General features: G+C 64.5%; 28 protein-coding genes and 2 pseudogenes. 20 read left to right on the top strand and 10 right to left on the bottom strand.

Annotation, left to right across the window (positions count from 1 at the left end):
• Positions 1 to 91: 91 nt before the first annotated feature.
• Positions 92 to 478, top strand: coding sequence for a RidA family protein (locus LQG66_RS32590; protein WP_231319896.1), 387 nt, complete (start codon positions 92 to 94; stop codon positions 476 to 478).
• Between the two features lie 415 nt (positions 479 to 893).
• Here LQG66_RS32590 and LQG66_RS32585 read toward each other — a convergent pair whose 3' ends face one another.
• A complete protein-coding gene (locus tag LQG66_RS32585; RefSeq protein ID WP_231319895.1) occupies positions 894 to 2,378 on the bottom strand; it encodes a toll/interleukin-1 receptor domain-containing protein in 1,485 nt (494 codons plus the stop codon).
• A gap of 161 nt (positions 2,379 to 2,539) precedes the next feature.
• Here LQG66_RS32585 and LQG66_RS32580 point away from each other — a divergent pair.
• The 5 genes and pseudogenes from LQG66_RS32580 to LQG66_RS32560 form a co-directional block, all read left to right on the top strand.
• Positions 2,540 to 2,726 (top strand): annotated as a pseudogene (locus LQG66_RS32580) (RidA family protein); the annotation flags it as partial.
• 268 nt (positions 2,727 to 2,994) lie between these two features.
• The gene (locus LQG66_RS32575; RefSeq protein ID WP_231319894.1) at positions 2,995 to 3,489 is read left to right on the top strand and encodes a DUF2846 domain-containing protein; all 495 of its coding nucleotides are present in this window, start codon (positions 2,995 to 2,997) and stop codon (positions 3,487 to 3,489) included.
• 66 nt (positions 3,490 to 3,555) lie between these two features.
• On the top strand, positions 3,556 to 4,215 hold the full coding sequence (locus LQG66_RS32570) for a hypothetical protein (RefSeq protein WP_231319893.1): 660 nt from the start codon (positions 3,556 to 3,558) through the stop codon (positions 4,213 to 4,215).
• Between the two features lie 80 nt (positions 4,216 to 4,295).
• Entirely contained in the window at positions 4,296 to 4,553 is a 258-nt protein-coding gene (locus LQG66_RS32565; RefSeq protein ID WP_231319892.1) for a hypothetical protein, read from the top strand.
• 194 nt (positions 4,554 to 4,747) lie between these two features.
• On the top strand, positions 4,748 to 5,017 hold the full coding sequence (locus tag LQG66_RS32560) for a hypothetical protein (RefSeq protein WP_231319891.1): 270 nt from the start codon (positions 4,748 to 4,750) through the stop codon (positions 5,015 to 5,017).
• A gap of 203 nt (positions 5,018 to 5,220) precedes the next feature.
• Here the strand turns inward: LQG66_RS32560 and LQG66_RS32555 are convergent, their stop codons facing one another.
• Positions 5,221 to 5,862 carry a glutathione S-transferase family protein gene (locus LQG66_RS32555; RefSeq protein WP_231319890.1) on the bottom strand — a complete coding sequence of 214 codons (642 nt, stop codon included), beginning with the start codon at positions 5,860 to 5,862 and terminating at the stop codon, positions 5,221 to 5,223.
• A 111-nt stretch (positions 5,863 to 5,973) separates the two neighbouring features.
• Here LQG66_RS32555 and LQG66_RS32550 point away from each other — a divergent pair, with 111 nt between their 5' ends.
• Positions 5,974 to 6,474 (top strand): mismatch-specific DNA-glycosylase, encoded by a 501-nt coding sequence (locus tag LQG66_RS32550; protein ID WP_231319889.1) that lies wholly within the window; start codon positions 5,974 to 5,976, stop codon positions 6,472 to 6,474.
• A gap of 953 nt (positions 6,475 to 7,427) precedes the next feature.
• Here the strand turns inward: LQG66_RS32550 and LQG66_RS32545 are convergent.
• Positions 7,428 to 7,868 carry a hypothetical protein gene (locus tag LQG66_RS32545; protein ID WP_231319888.1) on the bottom strand — a complete coding sequence of 147 codons (441 nt, stop codon included), beginning with the start codon at positions 7,866 to 7,868 and terminating at the stop codon, positions 7,428 to 7,430.
• Between the two features lie 463 nt (positions 7,869 to 8,331).
• On the opposite strand from LQG66_RS32545, the gene LQG66_RS32540 reads away from it, so the two are divergent.
• Complete coding sequence (locus LQG66_RS32540) at positions 8,332 to 8,601, top strand: helix-turn-helix domain-containing protein (protein WP_231319887.1); 270 nt, start codon at positions 8,332 to 8,334, stop codon at positions 8,599 to 8,601.
• A gap of 162 nt (positions 8,602 to 8,763) precedes the next feature.
• A complete protein-coding gene (locus LQG66_RS32535; protein WP_231319886.1) occupies positions 8,764 to 9,279 on the top strand; it encodes a collagen-like protein in 516 nt (171 codons plus the stop codon).
• A 33-nt stretch (positions 9,280 to 9,312) separates the two neighbouring features.
• Here the strand turns inward: LQG66_RS32535 and LQG66_RS32530 are convergent, their stop codons facing one another.
• A complete protein-coding gene (locus LQG66_RS32530; RefSeq protein ID WP_231319885.1) occupies positions 9,313 to 9,585 on the bottom strand; it encodes a DUF2277 domain-containing protein in 273 nt (90 codons plus the stop codon).
• A 98-nt stretch (positions 9,586 to 9,683) separates the two neighbouring features.
• Between LQG66_RS32530 and LQG66_RS32525 the strand changes: the two genes are divergently transcribed.
• The 7 genes and pseudogenes from LQG66_RS32525 (at position 9,684) to LQG66_RS32495 (ending at position 16,992) form a co-directional block, all read left to right on the top strand.
• Positions 9,684 to 10,745 (top strand): alpha/beta fold hydrolase, encoded by a 1,062-nt coding sequence (locus tag LQG66_RS32525; protein WP_231319884.1) that lies wholly within the window; start codon positions 9,684 to 9,686, stop codon positions 10,743 to 10,745.
• A gap of 118 nt (positions 10,746 to 10,863) precedes the next feature.
• On the top strand, positions 10,864 to 11,217 hold the full coding sequence (locus tag LQG66_RS32520; protein WP_425601372.1) for a hypothetical protein: 354 nt from the start codon (positions 10,864 to 10,866) through the stop codon (positions 11,215 to 11,217).
• Between the two features lie 36 nt (positions 11,218 to 11,253).
• A complete protein-coding gene (locus LQG66_RS32515; protein ID WP_231319883.1) occupies positions 11,254 to 11,670 on the top strand; it encodes a DoxX family protein in 417 nt (138 codons plus the stop codon).
• A gap of 37 nt (positions 11,671 to 11,707) precedes the next feature.
• Positions 11,708 to 12,313, top strand: a complete 606-nt coding sequence (locus LQG66_RS32510) for a pyridoxamine 5'-phosphate oxidase family protein (RefSeq protein ID WP_231319882.1) — start codon at positions 11,708 to 11,710, stop codon at positions 12,311 to 12,313.
• Between the two features lie 168 nt (positions 12,314 to 12,481).
• A pseudogene (locus LQG66_RS32505) lies at positions 12,482 to 13,609 on the top strand (efflux RND transporter periplasmic adaptor subunit).
• Positions 13,610 to 16,684, top strand: coding sequence for an efflux RND transporter permease subunit (locus LQG66_RS32500; protein WP_231319881.1), 3,075 nt, complete (start codon positions 13,610 to 13,612; stop codon positions 16,682 to 16,684).
• Complete coding sequence (locus LQG66_RS32495) at positions 16,681 to 16,992, top strand: DUF3240 family protein (protein WP_231319880.1); 312 nt, start codon at positions 16,681 to 16,683, stop codon at positions 16,990 to 16,992. The genes LQG66_RS32500 and LQG66_RS32495 overlap by 4 nt, the downstream gene beginning before the upstream one ends.
• Positions 16,993 to 17,107: 115 nt before the next feature.
• Here the strand turns inward: LQG66_RS32495 and bfr are convergent, their stop codons facing one another.
• The 3 genes from bfr to LQG66_RS32480 all read right to left on the bottom strand — a co-directional run bounded on the left by bfr (position 17,108) and on the right by LQG66_RS32480 (position 18,436).
• On the bottom strand, positions 17,108 to 17,593 hold the full coding sequence (gene bfr / locus LQG66_RS32490; RefSeq protein WP_231319879.1) for a bacterioferritin: 486 nt from the start codon (positions 17,591 to 17,593) through the stop codon (positions 17,108 to 17,110).
• 118 nt (positions 17,594 to 17,711) lie between these two features.
• Positions 17,712 to 17,996 carry a (2Fe-2S)-binding protein gene (locus tag LQG66_RS32485; protein ID WP_231328042.1) on the bottom strand — a complete coding sequence of 95 codons (285 nt, stop codon included), beginning with the start codon at positions 17,994 to 17,996 and terminating at the stop codon, positions 17,712 to 17,714.
• 161 nt (positions 17,997 to 18,157) lie between these two features.
• Positions 18,158 to 18,436 (bottom strand): hypothetical protein, encoded by a 279-nt coding sequence (locus LQG66_RS32480; protein ID WP_345778925.1) that lies wholly within the window; start codon positions 18,434 to 18,436, stop codon positions 18,158 to 18,160.
• A gap of 174 nt (positions 18,437 to 18,610) precedes the next feature.
• Here LQG66_RS32480 and LQG66_RS32475 point away from each other — a divergent pair, with 174 nt between their 5' ends.
• Both LQG66_RS32475 and LQG66_RS32470 read left to right on the top strand, forming a co-directional pair.
• Positions 18,611 to 18,931, top strand: coding sequence for a hypothetical protein (locus LQG66_RS32475; RefSeq protein WP_231319877.1), 321 nt, complete (start codon positions 18,611 to 18,613; stop codon positions 18,929 to 18,931).
• A gap of 196 nt (positions 18,932 to 19,127) precedes the next feature.
• Complete coding sequence (locus LQG66_RS32470; RefSeq protein ID WP_231319876.1) at positions 19,128 to 19,409, top strand: hypothetical protein; 282 nt, start codon at positions 19,128 to 19,130, stop codon at positions 19,407 to 19,409.
• Between the two features lie 84 nt (positions 19,410 to 19,493).
• Here LQG66_RS32470 and LQG66_RS32465 read toward each other — a convergent pair whose 3' ends face one another.
• The 3 genes from LQG66_RS32465 to ettA all read right to left on the bottom strand — a co-directional run bounded on the left by LQG66_RS32465 (position 19,494) and on the right by ettA (position 23,190).
• Positions 19,494 to 20,741, bottom strand: coding sequence for a lytic murein transglycosylase (locus LQG66_RS32465; RefSeq protein WP_231319875.1), 1,248 nt, complete (start codon positions 20,739 to 20,741; stop codon positions 19,494 to 19,496).
• Between the two features lie 74 nt (positions 20,742 to 20,815).
• Complete coding sequence (locus LQG66_RS32460; protein ID WP_231319874.1) at positions 20,816 to 21,397, bottom strand: TIGR00645 family protein; 582 nt, start codon at positions 21,395 to 21,397, stop codon at positions 20,816 to 20,818.
• Positions 21,398 to 21,540: 143 nt separating this feature from the next.
• Positions 21,541 to 23,190 (bottom strand): energy-dependent translational throttle protein EttA, encoded by a 1,650-nt coding sequence (gene ettA / locus LQG66_RS32455; RefSeq protein WP_231319873.1) that lies wholly within the window; start codon positions 23,188 to 23,190, stop codon positions 21,541 to 21,543.
• 305 nt (positions 23,191 to 23,495) lie between these two features.
• On the opposite strand from ettA, the gene LQG66_RS32450 reads away from it, so the two are divergent.
• On the top strand, positions 23,496 to 23,714 hold the full coding sequence (locus tag LQG66_RS32450) for a hypothetical protein (protein ID WP_231319872.1): 219 nt from the start codon (positions 23,496 to 23,498) through the stop codon (positions 23,712 to 23,714).
• A gap of 124 nt (positions 23,715 to 23,838) precedes the next feature.
• Positions 23,839 to 24,801, top strand: a complete 963-nt coding sequence (locus LQG66_RS32445) for a D-2-hydroxyacid dehydrogenase family protein (RefSeq protein WP_231319871.1) — start codon at positions 23,839 to 23,841, stop codon at positions 24,799 to 24,801.
• The last annotated feature ends 8 nt before the right edge of the window (positions 24,802 to 24,809 follow it).

Raw genomic sequence — 24,809 nt, 5'->3', positions numbered from 1 at the left:
TGTTTGATCACCTTGGCTGTTTGCTCCACAACTTCACATCGCCGCAGACCCGCTTCAGCTTGCTTTGAACGAAGCCCTCGACGGAAGCTCCATGCCCATCCACCACATCCCCGCGCCACCCCACATCAACGCCCCGCCGCTGTCATTCGGCACCCGTGTCGGCGATCTCCTCTTCGTCTCCGGCATCCCCGGATTCGACGCACACGGCAACCTGCCCGACGATTTCGAGGCGCAGTTCGCCAACGTCGTCACCAACTTCACCCGCGTGCTGACCGAAGGCGGCGCGGCCTTGCGTGATCTCGTCAAGGTCAACGTGCTGCTGACGCGCGCCTCGGACGTGGCGACTATGAACCGGCTCTATGCCGCTTCGTTCGGGCCGGCGCCCTACCCGGCGCGGACCACCTGCGTCGTGGTCGCGCTGCCCGATCCGACAATGCTGATCGAGATCGAGGGTGTCGCCACGATCGTGAATCCGTAGGGTGGGCAAAGCGTCCGTCCGCGCTCGAAGAGCCGCGGCGGAAGCGTGCCCACCGCGGTGGACATGGTGGGCACGCTTCTTCCCTCGTGTGTCGAGACAGCGGAGCAAGACGTCGCTTTGCCCACCCTACAATCTCCCCTACGACCAACACCTGCGTGGTATCAGCGCTGCCCTATTCGAAGATGCTGATCGAGATCGAGGGCCTCGCTGCGATCGTCGGATAAGGTCCGCATCCGACGCTGTGGCTGGCGCCGTCATTGCGAGGAGCGAAGCGACGAAGCAATCCGGCGCATGGCTGAATCTCCGGATTGCGTCCGCCGTCAGCCTTTCGGCCATGGCGGACAAGTCGCTTCGCTCGAATGACGCAGCTGTACGGTGCCGGCGCTCCCGTTCTCGATCGCGCCTGGTCGGAACGCTAGTTTCCGATCAGGCTCTGATAGCGGGCCAGACACAGCGAGATGAAGCGCTGGTTGACGTCTCGAGTCTGCTCGACGAAGCTCCGATGCCGTCCGAGGAACAGCTCGCGGGTCTGGTCGGTCGGCTCATCCAGCAACGCCGTAGCCGCCTCCTTCATCGCGATCATGGGCGGCCAGAACCGCTCGAACAGATCGCGCACCTCGAATTCCTGCGCCGGACCGAACAGTGCAACCAGCGCGGTCTCGTCGGCAAAGCCTTCCTTGGTCGCCTCGGCGTGAACGCGGTCGAGGTCCCGCAGCAGCTGGCGGATGGCGATCCCGCTGCTGGCCCTGAGCGCCTGACCGATCTTGTCCGGGCCGTACCTCGACTCCGGCTCGAGAAACAAGAACCGGTATTTCGAGGCGAGCATGATCGCCGCCGTCATCAGCGAGGTCTCCCTGTTGCCCTCTCCGGACATCGGCCGCAGCGTCTCGACCAGGTTGATGACGAATTCCCGTTTGCCGTTGCCATACAGCCGGTGCATGACCAGCAGGATCCGGTAGCTCTTGCCGTCCGGTGCCAGGAAAGAGTGATCGTTGAGGGCTTCGGAATTGTTTGGCAGCGCCGAGACGATGACGTCGGTGATCATGGCCGGAAAGGTCAACGCGCCGGTCTGCTGCCGCACGATGTCCTCGAACTCCTTCCAACTCTTGGCGACGCTGGCCTGCTCTCTCGGCACGCTGTATTTGAGCACGCCGCAGGTGGTGGCCTCCAGCACGACGATGGCCTGCGCGGGTATCGTGGGATTGCCTTTCTCCCAGAACGGCGACGCATCGGTGCGCACCTCGATCCGCTTCTGCGGAAACCAGGTCGATTTGACGCGCTCCTGCAGCGTGTTGAAATAGCCGTCGGTGACGCTCCTGGTGCTCGTTTCCGCCCATTTGCGCGCGTCCTCGAAATAGCGCCCCGGACGCTCCGGCGGGAATCTGCGGCCGACCTCCTCACTCAATTCGCAGAAGAACGCGTAAAGATGGGAGTCCTCGATTGCACAGATCTCGTCGCCGAGTTCGGAGCGGTGCTTCTCCTCGAGCGGGACGACACGAACATTCTTGTAGCGGTGGAAGAGGTCGGGAATGTCGCTATTGTAGATCGCCAGGACGCGTCGGCTCTTGCCGCGTCTGGTTGCGAGGAAATAGCCGAGCTCCATGCCGCACCAGGAGAAATTCCCGCGGCTCGCGCCGGGTCCAATGCCGATGAAGTAGTCGGTGCGTTCCAGGGCGCTCTCGATCGTCCCGGTCAGATCGCCGCCCTCGTCGATGCGTGAGCTGTCCAGAAAGATGTCGAACTTGTCGCGATCGAAACTGCGCAGCGCGTCCTCGATCTCCTGCGCGATCCTGTGATTTTCAGTGGGATAGCTGATGAAGACGGCGAGCTTTTCGCCAATCGCGCGGGCGACGATCCGATCCGAAACGTCCGGCTGAACTTCCACTAATCCGTTCGCCATGAAACTCTCCCTTACAACACTACATGAGCACCATGAACTCCCCTTGCATATCGGCCCCCGCCTAACAGTAGCGAACAGCATGGGAACACCCGAGCGAGCGGCTGGAATGTGAAGCAATTCACACATTCAGGAAATATTTGCGCGAGCGCCGAAGCGGGGCGATGCGCGACCTCGTCAAGGTCAACGTGCTGCTGGTCGGCGCTACGGATCGCGGCCATGAACCGGCTCCATGCCGAGACGTTCGGTCCGACGCCGTATCCGGCCCGGACCACCTGCGTGGTGGTCGCGCTGCTCGATCCGAAGATGCTGATCGAAATCGAGGGCGTGGCGGCGGTCGTCGCTGCGTAGGGTGGGCAAAGGCGCAGCACAACTGTCTCCAGGCGCGGGATCGCGGTGGCGCCGTGCCCACCGTCTCACCGACGAGTTCGCTGCTTGATGGTGGGCACGCTGCCGCCCTGCGGGCGGCTGCTTTGCCCACCCTACGGCCTCTGAGCGACATCAGCTGCCGAGCTCCTCTTGTCATCGCGATGTACCTCATGATTGAATATTGCCCGGTGGGGGCAATCGTTCGATGTTGGTAGCTTGTTTCAAAACGGCGTTGGGGCGGACTCTGTCCTTGCAACTTGCAGGCGCAGCGATCGCGCTGACGGCCGGGTGCTCATCGGTCCCTGTTCAGACCGAGGCGGCCAAGCCGCCGGAGGCGCCACGGCCCGGCTATGCGACGCTGCATGTCGGGCGCCCGACGGGATTCAACGTCAGCATCTTCCCGATCACGATCGACATCGATGGCAAGACCGTCGCCTCGCTCGCGCCCGGGCGCTACATCACGGTCGAGCTGGCTCCCGGCAAGCACGTCATGGAGGTGCCGAACAATGCGTGGAGCCGCGCGATCAACGGGATTCCGCATCAGGTCGAATTCACCACCACGGCTGGAAAAACCTATTACGCGTTGCCGACCGACTGGTATTCCGGCAGCACGCAACGCGTCACCATGGTCGGCTCGGCGGTCGTCGTCGACCGCGTTGCCGATCATCAGACCGCCTTTGCGGTGCAGGAGGCGGCAGCCCCTCCCGCGGAGTTCGCCAGCCTGAGCCACACGCCGTCGCCCTAGCGCAGGGCGCCGCAAGGTCGGTCAATCGTTTTTCGAACGTTGAGTCACCCAGACATCCGGCATCCGATGCCCGTCCGCTTCGACATCCTGCCTGGCCTGCCAGCCTATGGGCCGCCCGCGATCTCGTTCCCCAAGAGCGACGTCCCGACATTTCGCGAAGGCCTCGTGGTACGCTTCCAGCCGGAGCAGTCTGAGCCAGGAGGCGATCCTTGGGTCGGCAACTTTCTCCGCGGTTCGACGGATTACGATCGCGTGCTCGCCCATCCCAACGGTCGCGAGGCCATCGTCGTCTCGGGCGGTCAAGGCAACATCGTCGACGCCGAGACCAGGTCCGTCACCGCGTCGCTGGGTGACCTGACACAGCTCGTGCCGCTGGACGCCCTTGGGCTGGTGCTGGTTCAGGGGCTCACCGACTTCATGGCCATCGGCGCCGAAGGCGTGCGCTGGCAAAGTCCGCGCATCTCATGGGACGGCTTTCGCAAGGTCAGCGTCGAAGACCATCGGCTGTTCGGCGAAGCCTATTCGGCGGCCGGCGACGATTGGTTCCCATTCACGCTCGACCTTGCGACCGGCGCCTGCACCGATGGCGTCTATCAGCACGACATCGCGCGCGCCGTGTCGATATCGGCCGGCACGCCGCGCTCACGCCGATCCCTGCCTCGTAGCGTCCCGCCATGCCCCCACGGCAACGCAGACCTGATCGCGCGGATTTGTCGCACGGACTGAATATCCCTGCCTTCAAATTGATCGACACGGCACCGACAAGGCCCGCACGGCTGGGGCCAGTTTGTTGCCGGAGTTTGTCGATGTCTCGGTTCACCACAATGTGTATTGCCGCGGGCCTTGCCGCCGCCGCGCTCGTGACCGCCGTGCCGGCACGCGCCGGCTACTACATCATCCGCTGGGACAACACCGGGGTCTGCCAAGTCTGGAGCGAAGCGTTCGCCTTCAAGCCTATACAGTGGCCGTCGGGCTACAAGGTCGTCAGTCATCCGGTGCCGACGTTCAACGATGCCTTCACGCTTCAGGTCCGGCTGCGCCAGCAGGGCCGCTGCACGCTGTGAGCACCGGCATCCCCGGACCGGACCATATGACGACAGCATGTCGTCATCCACGTCCGGACATCGCTGTGAACGACGGCACGTGCGCCTTGCTTTGCGCGCGCTTTTGTCGCACGACTTGGGTCGTAATCCGGCCGCGGGGCCGGAAGGCCCGCGTCCGCGGGCCAGTTTCGTTGTTTCGTTTGAGGAGATTGATGATGCGTCGCATGACCACTCTCGCGGCTGCCGCCGCGCTTGCAGCGGCCTCGATCGCTGCGCCCGCCGTCGCCGCGCCGGCCGCCAAGAGCGGCTACTACGTGATCCGCTGGGACAACACCGGCATCTGCCAGATCTGGAACACCGAGCTGCAGTCGAAACCGATGGAGTGGCCGTCGAGCTACAAGATCGTCTCCAAGCCGGTGCCGACCTTCGTCGAGGCGACCACCATCCAGCTCAAGCTGCGCGACGAACGCCGCTGCTTCCTGTAAGGCGGCATCCAGGCCGGGGCGGCCCCGCGGAAATCGCTCAAGGCCTCATGGTTCTCAAGGCGATGCGAGAGTATCGCCTGAACGCGCCGCAAGCGGCGCTCCTCACCATGAGGATCTAGCTGCAGCCCCAACCTCAGACCTCGTCCTGAGGAGCACGCCGCAGGCGTGCGTCTCGAAGGACGGCTGCCGGGCGTTTTACATCCTCATCGTTGTCCATCAGCGATCGCACTGCCGGCGACCGGGCTCGCCGGCATCGGCACGAAGCCGGGCAGATCAGCGATCCGCGCCAGCCACGCCCTCACGTTCGGATAGGGCGCGAGCGACACGCCACCCTCGGGCGCATGCGCGGTGTAGGTGTAGAGCGCGATGTCGGCGATGGTCGGCTCGTTCCCGGCAAGGAATGGCCGGCCGCCCAGCTCGCGCTCCATCACCGTGAACAGGTCGCACGCGAGCTGCCGTGCCTTCGCGATGTCGAGCGGCATGCCGAACAGCGTCGCCACCCGCGCCGCCGCCGGACCGAACGCGAGCGGGCCGGCCGCGACAGACAGCCAGCGCTGGACCTGCGCCTGCCGTTGCGGATCGCGCGGCAGCCAGCGCCCCGACTCGTCGTAGCGGCCGGCGAGATAGACCAGGATCGCATTGGAGTCGGGGATCACGGCGTCGCCGTCAACCAGCACCGGGACCTGGCCGAACGGATTGAGCGCCAAGAATTCCGGCTGCTTGTGCGCGCCGCCCTTGAGGTCGACGTCGACGAGCTCGCAAGGCAACCCGAGCAGGCTCAGCATCAACCGCGCGCGATGCGAATGGCCCGACAAGGCGAACTGGTAGAGGCGGCGTTGCGACATGCTGTGCTCCCGTTGTGTCACCGCGACCTGTAGACCATGGGCGGGCCATCAACAACGCCGCGCGGCATCAACGGCTTGTTGCGGATAGCGCAATAATGCGACAACGCCCGCATGGACCGCCTGCCCGACCAGCTTCAGCCCGGCCTGCGCCTCGTCTTCGTCGGCACCGCCGCGAGCGAGCGGTCGGCGGCGACCGGGCATTACTATGCGCATCCCGGCAACCGCTTCTGGCCCACGCTGCACGCCGTCGGCCTAACGCCGCGGCTGTATCAGCCGCCGGAATTCCCGGCGCTGCTGGCGCTCGGCATCGGCTTCACCGACCTCTGCAAGCAGGGCGCGGGCATGGACCATGTCGCGCTGAAGGCCGGCGTCGACGTCGCTGGTCTTGTTGCCAAGATCCGGCGCCATCGGCCGGCGACGGTCGCCTTCACCAGCAAGAAGGCGGCGAGCCTGTTCTACGGCCGGCCGACCACCGCGATTCCGCTCGGCCGCCAGCCGCCGCAGGATGATTTCCCGATCGTGTTCGTGCTCGCCTCGCCCTCCGGCGCCGCATCCGGCGCCTGGACGCTGCAGCCGTGGCGCGCGCTTGCGGCGCATGTGGCCGAGGGTTGACACGTTGCGCGTCTGAAAGAAGCAATTGCCGCTTTGCGCGCGATGATGACCGGCAGGGTGGGCAAAGCAGCCGCCCGCAGGGCAGTCGCGTGCCCACCGTCGATCCGCGCACGCGACAGCAGAGTGGTGGGCACGGCGCGCGATCGAGCACAGCACTTTGCAGCGAACGTCACGGGCGCGCCTTTGCCCACCCTACGCGCCCTCTCGACATCGTCATGGCCGGGCTCGTCCCGGCCATGACGGGTAACTCATCATCACCACCCGCGCAGAAGCGGCAGGACGTGACCGATGAATTCAGAAAGATGCAAGCACGCTCATCTCTGCCCGACGGGCAATCCGCGCATGCGCGCCGTGCGCAAACTGCCCGTCGTGTTAGTTTGTCGCAGGCATCAGCGCTTGCCATGTCGGGCAAATCAGGACGATCGTCTCGGCCAACCCGCCTCATGCAGAGGGACGTACGCGTCGTCACGATACGTGGAGGTGGGCCGCGGTGGACGTGATGGCTGCGCCGGACGAGCGCTGGCGGTCACGTACGGTGAAGTCGTGATGTCCTGATACCCCGATGCTGGTATCACGCCCGTGGCAATGCTTTGCATGGCATGGGCAATGGTGGCCAACAAGCCCGGTGCACCAGGGAGACCACGTATAAGCCGTCAAACCATGCGCGCAGGGAAGGCCGGGATGTCTCCGCCGAACCTGTGGTTCTGCCGCGTGCTTTTTGTTGCACGCGGACCATGGGAGCGGCGAGCTCCCGGCCTTCCCTGCCCCTCTCGGATTTCAAGGGGCGCTCACGATGCATCCCTCGCGCACGACGTGCGGCGAGAACGCGAACTTATAAGCAGGAGATCGACGATGTCGGCTGCACGCCACGGCAATCTCAGCTGTCATCGCCCGGTCAAGCCGGGCGATGACGACTGTTGTTAGTTGATCGGCAGCGATCAACAATGACGACGCTACCTGATCGTGATCGCGAGGCCCGACAGATCGACATTGGCGAGCAGGCCGATCTGCTCGCCGGAGAGCTCGAGCACCGCGCCCTTCTGGTTGGTCAGCACGATGCCGCGCACGCCGCGGCCGACCGCGAGGCCCGCACCGGCGGCGCCATAGACGCCCTCGACATCGGACGGACGCCAGATGTTGCTGACGCGGCCGCGCAGCACGGTGCGCGAGCCGCCGAACACCAGGCCCCAGTCGAGGCCGCCGGTCGACAGCGGATAGGCGCGGCCGTGGAAGCTCAACATTCCGCTGCCGCCGGAGCCGCCGATGATCCATCCCGCCTTGTAGATGGTCAGCGTGATGAAGCCGCCATCCGCATGTGCCGTGGCCGGCAGAACGGCGCCGGCTGCGGCCGTCAGCGCCACCAGCAGACCGCGAAGCAAGGATGCAATTTTCATGGATGAAGTCTCCAGCGAATTGAACTTGAGGATAGTGAAGTAGGGAATTTCGATGGCCACGCGTGACGATCAGGCCCCACCAAGCGAATCGATCGGGCCGAATTTAGCCCTTTGCGCGGCACCCCGCATGCGGCGCGGCTTGTGTGTTCGAAATGCCGCCCTCGCCGCAAGCGCCGAACCACCAGGCTGAACCGGTTCCATGATAGCCGCCATCAAAGGTGTGACCTGGCTCAGGGCCTGCGTCGTCCCGTCAGCGCACGGCCGGCCCGCCGCCAAATGGGTCGAGACCCGCGCAGAACCAAGGCGTTTTCGCGGTATTTGGTGCCTGCGGCGCCGCCGGGGACCGGCGTTAAGGCCCCATTAACCTTGTCGGACCACGGTGATTTACGGGCTGGATGTTTAGTTGGTCTCGATGTTTTCGCGCGGCTCTCAGTGCCGGCGCGGGCGTTGATCGGGAGGAGTTATGTCGCAAGAATTGTCATCCGATGCCGCAAGTCCGTCACTTGTCCCGCTTGCCGTGCCGCCGTCGCGCGCTGCGACGGAGGTTCTGCCGCTGTTGATCGGCACGCCCCTGTCCGAGATCGAGCGCGAGCTCATCGTCCAGACCTTGGCGCGCTGCAACGGCAACCGTACCCACGCCGCAAAGCTGCTCGGTATGCCCGTCCGCACCTTGCGCAACAAGATCCGGTGCTACACGGCCGACGGCATCGCCGTGCCGGCCTACGGTGCCTGACACGAACGCTGACCACGCGATATCCCATCGCGTGGAACTCATTACGACGCGAGGCCGATTGATGTTGATCAATCGGCCTCGTAGCGCTGCTGCAATTGCTGCCGTGATCGCGGCTCTGTTACGCTTCGCTCCGAATCAGATGTTGGTAGCGGAGTTGCGGTAGTGGCAAGACATCCGGCCGGACGCGGCCTGCAGGGCCCCGCGGGTCCACGTGGACCACAGGGGCAGCCGGGGCGACGCGGACCGGATGGTCAGCGCGGCAAACCGGGTCCCGACGGCAAGCCGGGAGCCCAGGGCAAGCCCGGCCCGCAAGGCCCCCGCGGCGAGGCCGGTGTCCCCGGCAAGCCGGGTCCGCAGGGATCCCAAGGTCCGCAAGGCCCTCGCGGCGAGCAGGGACCGCCGGGCACGCTGCCGACGATCGACCAGCTGATGCCTTGGCTGGAGCAGATCTTCGCGGCCTATGACGACTACAAGCGCAACCGGGATCGCGAGGCGCACGAGCGCGAGGCGGCGCAGATGGCGATACGCGACATCTTCGCCGCCACCGAGCACGACGAGGCCCTCGAGGAGGCGTTCGAAGACGACGATCCGCACGCGATCGACGTGCCCACCAAGAAGAAAAAGAAGCACAAGAAAAACAAGAAGCACAAGAAGCATCCTCACGACGAGGACTTCTGAGCTTCCGTTCTCGCCGGCCGGGGCCGGCCGGCCTCAGCGCTTGCCGAACCTGACGGCCGAACGTTCGCGGGCCTTGGCCGCCTCGATCTCGCGGTCCTTGGGCGGCGACTGGGTCTGCAGCGAGGCCAGGAGACGCCGCGCGGCATCCGCCACCTCCTCCACCGCGCATGCGAAGGCGGCCTCGTTGGCCTGCGACGGCGCGGTGAAGCCCGACAGCTTGCGCACGAATTGCAGCGCCGAGGCCTGGATCTCCGCCTCCGTCGCCGGCGGCTCGAAATTGAACAGCGTCCTGATGTTGCGGCACATGACGGGTCTCATCAATCCGGTGCTGAACCAAGTCGTGGAACGTGCTATCATGGCATAGATGCGGCCGGAAGAGCCGCGCATTTTACAGGGGGAAACAGATGCTTCGACCGCTTGCCGCCGCCTTTGCTGCCGTCGTGTTTTTTTGTGCGCCGGCCCGCGCCGCCGATTATCCCGCCCCCAAGCAGGGCGACGTGGTCATCAAGGATTTCAAGTTCCACACCGGCGAGACCATGCCGGAGCTGAAGCTGCACTACATGACGGTCGGTGAGCCGAGCGGGCAGCCCGTGCTGGTGCTGCATGGCACCGGCGGCTCGGGCGCCAGCATGCTGGTGCCGCCGTTCGCCGGCGAATTGTTCGGCAAGGACCAGCCGCTCGATGCGACCAAATACTACATCATCATTCCCGACAGCATCGGCCACGGCAAATCGTCGAAGCCGTCAGACGGGCTGAAGTCGAAATTCCCCGCCTACGACTATACCGACATGGTCGATGCGCAATACCGGCTTCTGACCGAGGGTCTCGGGGTCAAGCACCTGCGCCTCGTCATCGGCAATTCGATGGGCGGCATGCACAGCTGGGTGTGGGCCACGCGCTATCCGGACTACATGGACGTCGCCGTGCCGATGGCCTCGCAGCCGACCGAGATGGCCGCGCGCAACTGGATGCTGCGCCGGATCATGCTGGAGACGATCCGCAACGATCCCGACTACAACGGCGGCAACTACACCACCCAGCCGCGCATGATGAAATACGCGGTCACGGCCTATGCGACGGCGACCGCCGGCGGCACCATCGCCTATCAGCTCGCGGCGCCGACCGCGGCGAAGGCGGACAAGATGGTCGAGGAGCGGCTGGCCGCGCCGGTGCCGGCCGACGCCAATGACTTCATCTATCAGTGGGATTCCTCGCACGACTACAATCCGTCGACCGATCTCGACAAGATCAAGGCGACCGTGCTGCTGATCAATGCGGCGGATGACGAGCGCAATCCTCCGGAGACGGGCGTGACCGCAGATGCGATGAAGCACGTGCTCCATGGCAAGGTCCATCTCATCCAGGCCTCGGCCGAGACGCGCGGCCATCTCACCACCGGCAATGCGAGGTTCTACGTCGAGCCGCTGCGCGAATTGCTCGCCACCGCGCCGCAGCGCGGCATGTGATACGGCAAGGCACCGGCGGTGAGCGCTCAAATTTTGAGCATGCGCCGTCGCCGCGGGTCGGGCTTAATCCCGGTCCGACAATCGCATGGTGCAGGCGAAAGAGAGAGAAGAGGTGAGCATGCGCAGGATGGTGCTGGCCGCTCTCGTGATGGGCTCGGTGGTCTGCGCGGGCGTCGCGCTCGCCATCGACAACGGCCAGTTCGAGAACGTTCCGCCCGATATACGCGCATGGTTCAAGAGCGTGATCGCTCCCAATGGCGTGCCGTGCTGCGACATCTCCGACGGCCACCGCACCAGCTACGACGTGCGTGATGGTGCCTATTGGGTGCCGATCGAGGGACGCTGGATGGCCGTGCCGGAGCGCGCCATCATCCGCGACCGCGGCAACCCGGTCGGCGAAGCCGTCGTGTGGTATGTCCATCACCGCGGCGACATCATCATCAGCTGTTTCGTCCCCGCCGATGCCGTGTGACATGAGCCCTGCAAGGTCGCCCGATGGTCCCGCGCCATGACGGTTGCGCTGCGCGACGACAGGATCCGCGCGATCATGCGCTGGCTGATGGCGGCGTTCTATGTCGCTGCGGGCATCGCGCATCTCGCAATCCCCGAGCCGTTCCTGCGGATCACGCCGTCCGTCGTTCCGTTTGCCCCGCAGGTCATTCTGCTCACCGGCCTTTGCGAACTCGCAGGCGCAATCGCGCTGGTGACGAAGCCGATGCGGCGCTGGGCGGGGATCGCGCTCGCCGCCTATGCCGTCTGCGTCTGGCCGGCGAACTTCAAGCATGCGATCGAGGTGATCGACCTGCCCTTTCTCGGCAGCAGCTGGCTCTATCATGGCCCGCGCCTGGCTTTTCAGCCCGTGCTCATCTGGTGGGCGCTCTACAGCGCAGGGCTCACCGACTGGCCGTGGCATCGCAAGGCCTAGCTCGTGCAGCGATATGTTGCGAACAAGGAGGACAGCCGTGAGCGACCACGCCAATGCCGATCTCGCCGCGATCTATCCGAAGCCGAACGATCGTGTAATTGCCAAGGTTCGTCCGGCGCTCGACGTTCACAGTAGCAAGTTCATCGCGATGTCGCCGTTCTGCGTGATGGCGACGTCGGGCACCGATGGCAGCGTCGATGCATCACCGCGTGGCGGTCATCCGGGTTTCGTCCATATCGATGGCGATCATCGGCTGCTGATGCCGGACCGTCCCGGCAACAACCGGATCGACAGCCTCAGCAACATCTCGGACGGCTCGGGCCTGGTGCAACTGATCTTCTTCGTGCCCGGGATCAACGAGACGTTGCGGGTCGGCGGCACGGCATCGCTGTCCACCGATCCCGACCTGCTCGCAAAGCTCGAAGAGTTCGGCAAGCCGCCACGGCTGGTGCTCGTGATCACCGTGCAGGAGGTCTACTTCCACTGCGGCAAGGCGATCATGCGTTCGAAACTATGGTCGCAGGACGCCCAGGTCGCGCGCTCGAGCATGCCGAGTATCAGCGAGATCATTCACGATCAGACCAGGCTCGGCGAGCCTGAGCCTCAGGACACGGTTGACGCACGCTATCGCCAGCAGCTTTGAGAACGCCACGCTCTCGCAAGAGAGCGTCAGCTGCGTGTCATCAGCGACACTCTACACTCAACACGCTCGAACTCGTGAGCGCGCGCCTTGATGCAGGTCAACGGTCGCGGAAACGGCAGAAACTAGGTATGAATGTGTCATTTTCAGAACCGGAAACGATCTCATTCGATGCCCACGCTCGCCCGCGCCGCCCCTCGCAGATTCTCCGGCCTCTGGACCAGCGCGCTTCTTTCGCTGGCGCTCTGGGCGCCGTCATGCCAGGCGTCGGCCGATGATGTGAAGCTCACGCCGGCCCAGGCCCAGAACCTTGGCGTCCGTGTCACGCACCCCATCTCGAGCCGAACCGACAAGACGCTCCCCTATCCCGCACAGATCGTGATTCCGACACCCCAATTGTGGGTGGTGAGCGCTCCCGTCTCCGGCATGATCACGAACCTGGCAGTCGCCCGGGGTGACCGCGTTACCGAGGGGCAGCCACTCCTGACGCTGGAAAGTCCGAGCTTCGTGTCGCTTCAGCGCGAATATCTACATGCGCTGGCGCAGGAGGTTCTCGCCGTCCAGCAGCTGAAGCGGAATACCGACCTGTTCGAAGGCAAGGCGGTCCCGCAGCGCGTGCTGGAATCCAGCCAGGCCGAGGCGCGCCAGGCCAGCATTGCGGTCGCGGAACGGCGGCAGATGCTTCATCTCAGCGGGCTGTCGGACGACGCGATCGCGCGCCTTGGCAACGAGGCCGCCATCAGCGCGACGCTGACCGTCTCCGCGCCCCGGGCGGCATCCGTCGTGGAGATTGCGGTGTCCCCGGGCCAGCGGATGGAGTAAGCCGCGCCGCTGGTGAAACTCGCTCGGCTGTCGCCGCTATGGGCCGAGATCGCGATCCCGGCCACGAATATCGGCGCGATCAGAACGGGCGCAAAGGTCGACATCGAGGGCTATGCGACCCCGGGTCAGGTCATCCTGGTCTCCGAGACAACCGACGCGGCGACCCAGACGATCCTCGTCCGCGCCGAGATTCCTAACAATGGCGAACTGCATTCCGGACAGACCGCGGCGGCGCGCATCAGCTTCATGTCCGCCGGAGAAAGTGCGTGGGAAATCCCCTATAGCGGCCTGGTCCGGCGCGGCGAACAGACCTCGATCTTCGTCGCGATCGAAGGCGGCTTCCGGCAGGTCCCGGTACAGCTGCTCGCGGAGGACCAAAATCACGTTGTGGTTTCCGGCCCCATCACGGACAAGGACGACATCGCAATCGGCGGCATCTCGGCACTGCGCGGCATTCTCTCCCGGCTGGGGCAATAGATGCTGCAAAGGCTGGTCGCATTTGCGCTGTCACAGCGATTGTTCGTCATCCTGAGCGTGCTGCTTCTGGTTGGTGCCGGTGCCGTGTTCCTGCCAAGTCTGCCGATCGACGCCTTTCCGGACGTCTCGCCGGTTCAGGTGAAGATCATCATGAAGGCGCCCGGCCTCACGCCTGAGGAGGTCGAGCAGCGCATCACGGTGCCGATCGAGCTCGAACTGCTCGGCCTCCCGAACAAGAAGATCCTGCGATCGACGACCAAATACGCACTGGCCGACATCACCGTCGACTTCGAAGACGGCACCGACATCTACTGGGCGCGCAACCAGGTGTCGGAACGGCTATCGAACATCTCGCGCGATTTCCCCGATGGTGTGAGCGGCGGCCTGGCGCCGATCACGAGCCCGCTGGGCGAAATGTTCATGTTCACGATCGACAGCCCCGAGCTCTCGCTCGCCGAGCGCCGGAGTCTCCTCGATTGGGTAATCCGCCCGGCGCTGCGCACGGTGCCCGGCGTTGCCGACGTCAATGCGCTGGGCGGTTACGTCCGCGCCTTCGAGATCGTTCCGCGCAACGATGCGCTGGCGGCCCGGGGAATTTCCTACGAGATGTTTCGACGGGCCATCGAGGCCAACAGCCGCAACGACGGCGCCGGCCGCGTCAACCAGGGCGAGGACAGCGCGCTCGTGCGGATCGAGGGCAGCATTCGCGGCATTGACGACATCAAAGCCATCGTCGTCGACACCCGCGACGGCATTCCCATCCGGGTCAGCGACGTGGCACGCGTCAGGATCGGCGCACTGACCCGCTATGGCGCCGTCACGGTCGACGGCAAGGGCGAGACGGTCGAAGGTCTGGTGCTCGGGCTGCGCGGAGCCAATGCCGGACAGCTCGTGCGCGACGTGCGCAGCCGGCTGGAGGAGCTGAAGCCGTCGCTGCCGGGCAGCGTCACCATCAACGTGTTCTACGATCGCAGCCGGCTGGTCAATCGCGCCGTCGGCACCGTGGTGCGGGCTCTCGGTGAGGCGACGGCGCTCGTCGTGGTGCTGCTGCTCTTGTTCCTCGGCAACTGGCGCGCGTCGCTGGTGATTGCGCTCAGCCTTCCGCTTGCGATCGTGATTGCGCTTCTCGTGATGCGCGCGGTCGGGATGTCGGCCAACCTGATGAGTCTCGGCGGTCTCGCGATCGCGATCGGAATGCTGATCGACGCGCTCGTGGTCGTGGTCGAGAACATCGTCGGCAATCTCAGCAAGCACGATCCCGGCAAGACGACGCCTCTGGCCCACATCGTGTTCCGCTCGGTCTGCGAAGTCCTGCAGCCGGTCGCATCGGGCGTACTGATCATCATCATCGTCTTCGTACCGCTGCTGACCCTGCAGGGACTGGAGGGCAAGCTCTTCATCCCCGTTGCGCTGGCCATCATCTTCGCGCTGGCCGGATCGCTGCTGCTCGCGCTGACGGTGATTCCGGTCGCGACGTCGTTCGCGCTCAAATCCGCATCGCACCAGGATCCGCTGCTGATACGGGCGGCGCAGCGGATCTACGCGCCTGCCCTGGATTGGGCGCTCAAGAACGAACGCAAGGTGATCGTCGCCGCTTTGGCAGGCCTGCTCGCAGCCGGATACGGCTACACGCGGCTCGGCAAGACGTTCATGCCAACCATGGACGAAGGCGACATCATCGTGAGCGTGGAGACGCTGCCCTCCGTCAATCTCGACGAATCGATCGCCATCAATGCGCGGCTGCAGACCGCCTTGATGAAGGTGCCCGACATAGCCGGCATCATCGCGCGCACCGGCTCGGACGAGCTTGGTCTCGATCCCATGGGTCTCAATCAGACCGACACGTTCCTCGTGCTCAAGCCGGCTGACCAGAGGCAGAGCAGAGACCGCGAAGCTTTGCTGCAGAAACTTCGCGACGTGCTGACCGGCTTTCCGGGCATCTCGCTCAGCTTCACGCAGCCCATCGACATGCGCGTGCAGGAGATGATCAGCGGCGTCCGCGGCGACGTCGCGATCAAGATCTTCGGCCCGGACATCGCAAAGCTCAACGACATCGCAGCAAGACTTTCAACGATCCTGTCCGGCATCGATGGCGCCGAGGACGTCTACACGGCGCTGAACGAAGGGGCGCAATACTACACCGTGGTCGTCAACCGGCTGGAGGCAGGCCGTCTCGGTCTCACCGTCGACTCCGTCGCAACCTCACTGAAGACCCAGATCGAAGGACGGACCATCGGCACCGCGCTCGAGGACGGACGCCGGACGCCGATCCTGGTCCGCGGCAGTGAGACCACGCGCGAGGCGCCGACGCTGCTGGCGATGCTGCCGCTGACGCTGCCGTCCGGACAACACGTGTCGCTCTCGCAGGTCGCCCGCATTCAACGGGTCGACGGTCCGGTGAGGATCGACCGGGAGGACGGCAATCGGATGAGCGTGGTTCGCACCAATGTGCGCGGTCGCGACATGGTCGGCTTCGTCCAGTTCGCCCAGCAGAAGGTGGCGGCGGAGCTTCAGCTTCCGGCCGGCTATCGGCTGACCTGGGGCGGACAGTTCGAGAACCAGCAGCGCGCCGCTGGGCGCCTGTCCGTCGTGGTACCGATCGCCATCGGCCTGATATTCGTCCTGCTGTTCACCACGTTCGGCTCGGTCCGTCAGGCCCTGCTGGTGCTTATCAACATCCCCTTTGCCCTGATTGGAGGGGTGTTGGCCCTGATCTCGACCGGCGAATATCTGTCGGTCCCCGCGTCTGTCGGCTTCATCGCGCTGCTGGGCATCGCCGTCCTCAACGGCGTCGTCCTGGTCTCCCATTTCAATCAGCTTCGCACCCATGGGCTATCCGAGGACCGCATCGTCATCGACGGCGCGAAGCGAAGGCTACGGCCGGTGCTGATGACCGCCAGCATCACCGCGCTGGGGCTGATCCCGCTGCTGTTCGCATCGGGCCCCGGATCTGAGGTCCAGCGTCCGCTCGCCATCGTCGTCATCGGCGGCCTGTTGTCGTCCACGCTGCTCACGCTGATCCTGCTGCCGATCCTGTATCGTCGCTACGGCGCGGCCGCAAAGGAGGCGAGATGACGAACGAAGCCGTCTGCCTGACGCTGATTGCTCCGCGTGAGCTTCGTGAAGAGCTGTTCGATTACCTCAGCGAACAGACGGATCTGGTGACGGGATTCACCGCCACCGATGCCGCCGGACACGGCGCGCGCGTGCGGCTGCGGACGGCCGCAGAGCGGGTCAAGGGACATGCCGATGAGGTCGTCGTGCGGATCGTCCTGCGGGCCGATCAGACCGAGCGGCTGCTCGACCGGCTCAGGGGCTCGTTCGCCGGGACGAAGCTCGTCTATTGGGTCCTGCCCGTCACGGAATTCGGCATCATCGACTGAGCAGCACGGGACAATCGTCCTTGCCCGGGCCAGACGGGGTAGTCGATTCGAGAGCCGCAATCATCAGCCTCGAATCGACCTTATTCCACGAAGGAATGCTGCGTGACGTGCGGTGTCAGTGCTCGCTTTCGAGCCCGCCGACGTGCTTCTGAGTGTAGAGTTCGAGTCCGATGCGGCCGATCAGATCGAGCTGCGTCTCGAGGAAATCGATGTGATGCTCCTCGTCCTTCATCAATCGCTCGAACAGGTCGCGCGAGACGTAGTCCTTGACGCCGTGGCAATAGGTTGCAGCCTCCTGATAGAGCGCTCGCGCGGCGACCTCGGCGGCGAGATCACACTCGATGATCTCCTTGACGTTCTGACCGATCCGCAGCGGATCGAGCACCTGCATGTTCGGGAAGCCGTCGAGGAAGAGGATGCGATCAGTGAACTTGTCGGCGTGCTCCATCTCTTCGATGGATTCCTTGCGCCACACCTTGGCCATCTCCAGGAGGCCCCAATTGTTCAACAGGCGATAATGCAGCCAATATTGGTTGATCGCAGTCAGTTCGCTGCGCAATCCCTTGTTGAGATATTCGATGACCTTGGGGTCGCCCTGCATAGATAAGCTCCGAAAAAGTTAGAGGCCGCAGGGGCTCAATATCAGGTTCGGAGTGCGGAGACGACCCCGTTCATGCGCATTTTCGCAGCGAACGCGGTGAGTTCAACGGCGAAGGCTCTCAGCAGGCGGCCAGCGCGAACCGGCTTTGGATATCGTCCTCGATCGTCTGGACTGGCGACCGGCCTTGATGATGACCGTGTTGGCAGCCGGACTGGCACGCACGCGCACAGGGACCGAGTGCCTCGTCGATGATGGTCTTGATCGTGCGCGCACAACGTCCGCATTCCGCGCTGCAGCCAAGGCAGCCATAGACCTGCTTGGGATTCCGCGGCAGTTCGTCGGCGGATGTCACCGCCTTGCGGATGTCGTGATCGCTAATGACGTTGCAGGAACAAACAATCATGAGAAACCGGCCAGTCGTCGATGGTGAGCTATCGATAGTCATGGGCAGCTGCCCGCGCAAAGGAAAAGCGGCGCTTTTGAAGCTATTCCAATCTCCTAGCTAACCTAGAACGCATCTAAGAATGCGACTTGTCGCAGGTCAAAGTCGTGTCGTGGCGCGGCTCAATCGCCTCCGCCCCCGTCGCCTCCGCCCCCACCGCCGTCGCTGCCACCATCGCTGCTACCGCTGCCGCCATCGATCGGATTTCCCATCGCGTCGGTTGTGGTATTGCTGAACCAGCTCGAGAAGCTGAACCCGCTTCCTTCGGTCCACCCGCCGCCAGAATCGGATCCAGTGGTATCAACGAGCGACCGACGACCGGTCCGCCTGCGGCGGTCGGCTCGCACCAGCAGCCCATAGCAGACGGCCGAGGTCAGCCCGACGGCCACGACGATGGTCATCGTGGCCGTCATTTTGAACCCACATCAATTTTTGTGCATCGCAACATTGAACGTATCCTGGACATGGGTCGTCCAATGGGACGAGCCCGTTCATTGATCATTCAAGCGGGATATGGGAACCTGTCGCATCGCTTCATGGGCGATCTGCTGACCCAGAGTGAGAGAGGTGAGGTCATGAGGAAAACTATAGCGGCCTTGGCTGCTGTCGCGACGCTGTCGACCGCAGCGATCGCCCCCGCTCCTGCGGAAGCTCGCGGCGGCCGCGTCGCGGCCGGTGTCGCGGCAGGATTGATCGGCGGTGCCCTCATTGGCGGAGCCATCGCCGGTGGCGGCAATCCCTATTACTACGGGCCCGGCTACGCGTATGGACCCGGATACTCTTACTACGGTGGACCGGCCTATGTCGCCGATCCCGGCTACGCCTGCTACTTGCAGCGCCAGCGCTTCTGGGACGGCTACGGCTGGCGGATTCGCCGCGTGCGGGTGTGCGAGTGATCGTTCACCTTCATTAATTCCATGACGTTGCACCGGAATTTCGATCGGACGGGCTGACATGGCCAGAAAAAACCTTTTTTCGGTCGCATGAGGTCGGACAGAGTTTACGAAGGGTTGACGTATTGTCGTGTTTTCTCACGATGCTGATGGCCTTCGAGCGAGCGTAAGAATCACCACCTCCAGGAGATCTCGGAACATGAAGAAGATCCTGACCGCGGTGCTCGCGGTTGCGACAATCGCCGGTTCACTGACCGTGACCGCGCCGGCCGCCAGGGCTGGCGACGTCGGCGCGGGCGTGGCTGCTGGCCTGATCGGCGGCGCCCTGCTCGGCGGCGCGATTGCGTCCAGCCGTCCCGCCTATGGCGGCCCGGTCTATGTCGAAGGTCCGCCCCCGGGCCCGCCGCCGTGCGTGTGGCGCCGTGAGCGCTATTGGGACGGCTATGGCTGGGTGGTTCGCCCGGTTCGCGTCTGCTACTGACCCTGACGACGCATCTCGATACGGCAAGCCCGGCCCTACGGCCGGGCTTTTTGCTGCCTGCTTCGCCGCGGTGGCATCGGCCCGTCAGCGTGCAGCGTTGATCGCCTGCAGCACCGCTCCGCTCGGCCAGCAATCCACCTTCAATCCAGCGGTCTTCTGAAAAGCGCCCAGCGCGGCGCGGGTCTGCATGCCGGCCTTGCCGTCGAGCTTGTCCTTGTAGAGGGCGAGGCGGGTCAGGCCCTTCTGCATCGCTTCGACGTCCCTGGTCCGAAGCTGCTGCGAGGCCGACCAGGGTGTCGCGAAGGGCGACGGGCTCGTCATGCGATCGGCCAGATGGCCGACGAACAGCACGTAGAGATCGGAGAAATTGTATTCCTTGATGACGAAGTAGTTCGCGGTCGTCAGGAACGCCGGTCCATAGATGCCTTCGGGCTGCAGCAGCGACGCCGGCTGCTGCAGTTCGGCCGCACCCAGTCGCTGGCCGCGGGCCAGGGCGAAGCCGGCACGCAGCCATTCGCCGATCGGCTTCTTCACCTCCGGGACGCCTACCGTGCAGTCGACATCGGCGGGCGGCTTGACCTCGTAGGCCCAGCGCAGGCCGCCCTGCCATCCTTTGTTGGCAAGCTGCTGCGCAGCCGAGCCAAGCGCGTCCGGCACGGAGCGCCAGAGATCGACCTTGCCGTCGCCATCGAGGTCGACACCATGCTTGTAATACTCCGACGGCAGGAACTGGGTCAGCCCGACCGCACCGCCCCATGACGCGCGCAGGTCGCGGCGCGAGACGACGCCATCGCTCAGCATCTTCAGCGCCATGACGAACTCGGTGCGGTACTGGTCCTTGCGCCGGCCGACATAGGCCTGCGTCGCCAGCACGCGCAGCGCATCGTAGGGCAGCGCGTAGCGGCCGAAATCGGTCTCCCGGCCCCAGATGGCAAGCACGATCGGACCGGGAACGCCGAAGCGGCGTTCGATCTCGGCGAGCGCAGGACGATATTGCTGGATCAGCCCCGCACCATGCGCGGCCAGGCGGGCGATCGACGCCTCCTTGATGTAGTCGGCCGGCACCTGCACGAACTCGGCCTGCGCCGGCGCGCCGGTGGCGGGACGTCCAGGCAGGAGCAGGTCCGGGAGCTTGTAGTCGGGCTCGAGCCCGCGCGTCTCGGTCTCGAACGTCGCGCGCGAAACGCCCTGCTCTTTGGCCTCAGGCCAGAGCGAATTGACGAATTGCGTGAAGGCGGCGTCGGCGGCGGCTGCTGGACCATCGCCGAACGCGCAGAGCGCCAGACTGACCAGGATGAGCGTTCGCAAACGGAGTAGCAATTGCCGAGCCATCCCGGAGGGGTACCATAGGCTACAGCTCTTGTGAACGTCAGGGAGCCGAGCCGTGGAACTCGCCCCCGCCGCCCTCAATGCCCCGCCGACTGCTTCGCCTCTTCGATCGCGGCATTCGACAATTTGTCGACCACGGCAATTCCGATCGCCGACAGGATGAAGACGGTGTGGATGATGGTCTGCCACATCACGCCGGTCTCGGTGTAGCTCGACTTTCCGGAAGAGAGGGCGCCGGCCTCGATGAACGTGCGCAGCAGATGGATCGACGAGATGCCGATAATCGCCATCGCCAGCTTGATCTTCAGCACGCTGGCATTGACGTGGCTGAGCCATTCCGGCTCGTCGGGATGGCCCTGCAGATTGAGCCGCGACACGAACGTCTCGTAGCCGCCGACGATCACCATGACGAGCAGGTTCGAGATCATGACGACGTCGATCAGGCCGAGCACGGCGAGCATGATCTGCTGCTCGGAGAAGTCGAAGGCATGCGAGAACAGGTGCCAAAGCTCCTTGAGGAAGAGCACCACATAGACACCCTGCGCGATGATCAATCCGACATAGAGCGGCAGCTGCAGCCAGCGCGATCCGAAGATCAGCATCGGAATCGGGCGCAGCGCTACGCCCTTGGCAGGCAGGGGCGCGTCGGGAGAAGACATGATGTGATTTCTCGTGACCAGATTGAATTGCGGAACGTCTATCTACGCAATCATACAGCGCATGGAAGCGACAACTGGCCGCAGCGTGGGCGCGACGCTTTGTCCCGGACGAGAGACAGCGTCGCGCCTCGCGATATCGAAGGTCAGCGCGTCAGCTTTTTGTACTTGACCCGGTGCGGAATGACGCTGTCCTGGCCGAGCCGGCGCATCTTGTCCTTCTCGTAGTCCTGGAAGTTGCCCTCGAACCATTCGACGTGACTGTCGCCTTCGAAGGCCAGCATGTGGGTCGCGATGCGGTCGAGGAACCAGCGGTCATGGCTGATGATGACGGCGCAGCCGGCGAAATCCTCCAGCGCCTCTTCAAGCGCACGCAGGGTGTCGACGTCGAGATCGTTGGTCGGCTCGTCGAGCAGCAGCACGTTGGATCCGGATTTGAGCATCTTGGCGAGATGCACGCGGTTGCGTTCACCGCCGGAGAGCGCGCCGACCTTCTTCTGCTGGTCGGCGCCCTTGAAGTTGAACGACGAGCAATAGCCGCGCGAGTTCACTTCCTTCTTGCCGAGCAGGATCAGCTCGTTGCCGCCGGAGATCTCCTCCCACACGGTCTTGCTGCCGTCGAGCGCATCGCGCGACTGGTCGACATAGCCGAGATGCACGCTCTCGCCGACGGTGATGGTGCCGGCGTCCGGCTTCTCCTGGCCCGTGATCATGCGGAACAGCGTCGTCTTGCCGGCGCCGTTCGGGCCGATCACGCCGACGATGCCGCCTGGCGGCAGCTTGAAGGTGAGATTGTCGATCAGCAGGCGATCGCCGAAGCTCTTGGACAGGCCTTCGAAATCGACGACGTTCTGGCCGAGACGCTCGGCGACGGGAATGATGATCTGCGCGGTCTGGGTCTGCTTCTCGCTCGCCTTCTTGAGCAGATCCTCGTAGCGCTGGTAGCGCGCCTTGGACTTCGCCTGGCGTGCCTTCGGCGAGGCCGCGATCCACTCCTGCTCGCGCGCCAGCGTGCGTTGATGCGCGGCGTCCTCGCGGCCCTCCTGCTCCAGCCGCTTCTGCTTCTGCTGCAGCCAGGACGAGTAGTTGCCTTCGTAGGGAATGCCCTTGCCGCGGTCGAGCTCCAGGATCCAGCTGGTGACGTTGTCGAGGAAGTAGCGATCGTGGGTGACGATCAGGATCGCACCGGGATAATTGCGCAAGTGACCTTCGAGCCAGGATACCGACTCGGCGTCGAGATGGTTGGTCGGTTCGTCCAGCAGCAGCAGTTCGGGCTGGTCGAGCAGCAGCTTGCACAGGGCGACGCGGCGGCGCTCACCGCCGGAGAGCGTGGTCACGTCCGAATCGTCGGGCGGACAGCGCAGCGCGTCCATCGCCTGGTCGACCTTGCTGTCGAGATCCCACAGGCCCTGCGCCTCGATCTCGTCCTGCAACTTGGTCATCTCGTCGGCGGTTTCCTCCGAGTAGTTCATCGCCAGCTCGTTGTAGCGATCGAGAATCGCCTTCTGCTTGGCGACGCCCAGCATGACGTTTTCGCGCACCGACAACTTGGGATCGAGCTGCGGCTCCTGCTCGAGATAGCCGACGCGGGCTCCCTCCGCGACCCAGGCCTCGCCGGTGTAGTCCTTGTCGATGCCGGCCATGATCTTGAGCAGGGTCGACTTGCCGGAGCCGTTGACACCGAGCACACCGATCTTGGCGTCCGGGTAGAACGACAGATGGATGTTATCGAGCACCTTGCGGGTCGGGTAGGCCTTGGACAGACCCTGCATGAAGTAGACGAACTGGCGCGCCATCGCGTGTCCCTTGGAATCCTGCTGAATTTTCGGAAAATGGTTGCCGCTGATGTAGCCGCGCGGTCTCCAAAGGGCAACCGGCGAGGCTCTCTTTGACCGGGACAATTGCCGCGACCGGGACGGTCGAAGCGTCCTCGTGCCGGGTCAGCCGCCCACGGACGATTACGGGTGCAACATCATGTGTGCGGCCGATCACGACAATTGCAACCATCTTTTAATTAATTCGGCGGGACACTCGGTCTCGGCCCGCAAGAACCGCGCGCCCAAGCGGCGACAAGCCGAACCGACAACAGCGAGAGCCCGTCATGGCAACCCTTACGTCAGCCTCCCTGGCCGCTTCGGCCGCAGAACGCCGAGACAGATCCGGCATCGTCGACGACATCCGGGGCTTCTGGCGTGAATTCGTCACGCGTGCCTTCAACCCGTACCGGCCGGAATTGCATTACATGCGCGGTCCGGGGCCGGCCTGGCGCGCCAAATACGGCAGCGACGCAGCGTTCCGCCTCAAGGCTCACCTCGATTGATCCCGGCGCCATCCCGACTGTGATCTGGCGACGCCTTGCGCGTCCCGCGCTTTGTGCGCAAGCATGGCTCCATTCCTGACGGCGTTCACCGCTGGCGCCGTCTCCCGACGAATGGACCTTTCCGATGACGCGGCTGCGCTGTGCAATCCTCGACGATTATTACGATACGGCCCTGTCGTTGGCCGATTGGCCTCGACTGGCAGACAGAGTGGATGTGACCGCCTTCACACATCCGTTCTCCACCGAAGAAGCCGCGGCCAGCGCGCTGGCGGATATCGACATCGTCTGTGCCATGCGCGAACGGACGCCCTTTCCGCGCGACCTGATCGAGCGGCTGCCGAAGCTGAAGCTCCTGATCACGTCCGGCATGCGCAATGCCGCGATCGACATGGAGGCCGCCAAGGCGCGCGGCATCGTGGTCTGCGGCACGCAGTATGGCCGCGATCCGACCGCGCCACTGACCATGGGACTGATCCTGGAACTGACCCGCAGAATCGGACGGGAGAACGCCCGCATGCATGCGGGCGAGATGTGGCAGGCGCTCGGCGGGATCGAGATCGAGGGCAGAACGCTGGGCGTCGTCGGACTTGGCAAGCTCGGCACCAAGGTCGCAGGGCTTGCCAAGGCGTTCGGCATGAACGTGATCGCCTGGAGCCCGAACCTGACGCCGGAGCGCTGCAAGGACGCTGGTGTCGGCTACGCGACCAAGGACGAGCTGTTCGCGACCGCCGACGTCATCACCGTCCATGTCGTGCTGAGCGAGCGCTCGCGCGGGCTGGTCGGGGCCGCCGACATCGCGCGGATGAAGCCGACCGCCTATCTCGTGAATACCGCGCGCGCGCCGATCGTCGACGAGGCAGCACTCCTGGACGCGCTACTTGAGAAGCGGATCGCCGGCGCCGCGCTCGACGTGTTCTCGGTCGAACCGCTCCCGGTCGACCACCCGCTGCGCAAGCTCGACAACGTCGTGCTCACACCGCATCTCGGCTACGTCTCCGAAGAGAGCTTCCGCGCCCATTACGGGCAGATGGTCGACTGCATCGCGGCCTGGCTCGGCGGGGCCGAACTGCCGCGCCGGCTGGCCTGAAACAAGCG

The sequence above is a fragment of the Bradyrhizobium ontarionense genome, assembly GCF_021088345.1.
Lineage (GTDB): Bacteria > Pseudomonadota > Alphaproteobacteria > Rhizobiales > Xanthobacteraceae > Bradyrhizobium > Bradyrhizobium ontarionense.
Note: the sequence above shows the minus strand (reverse complement) of the source record. Positions and strands in the feature narration are given on the sequence as shown.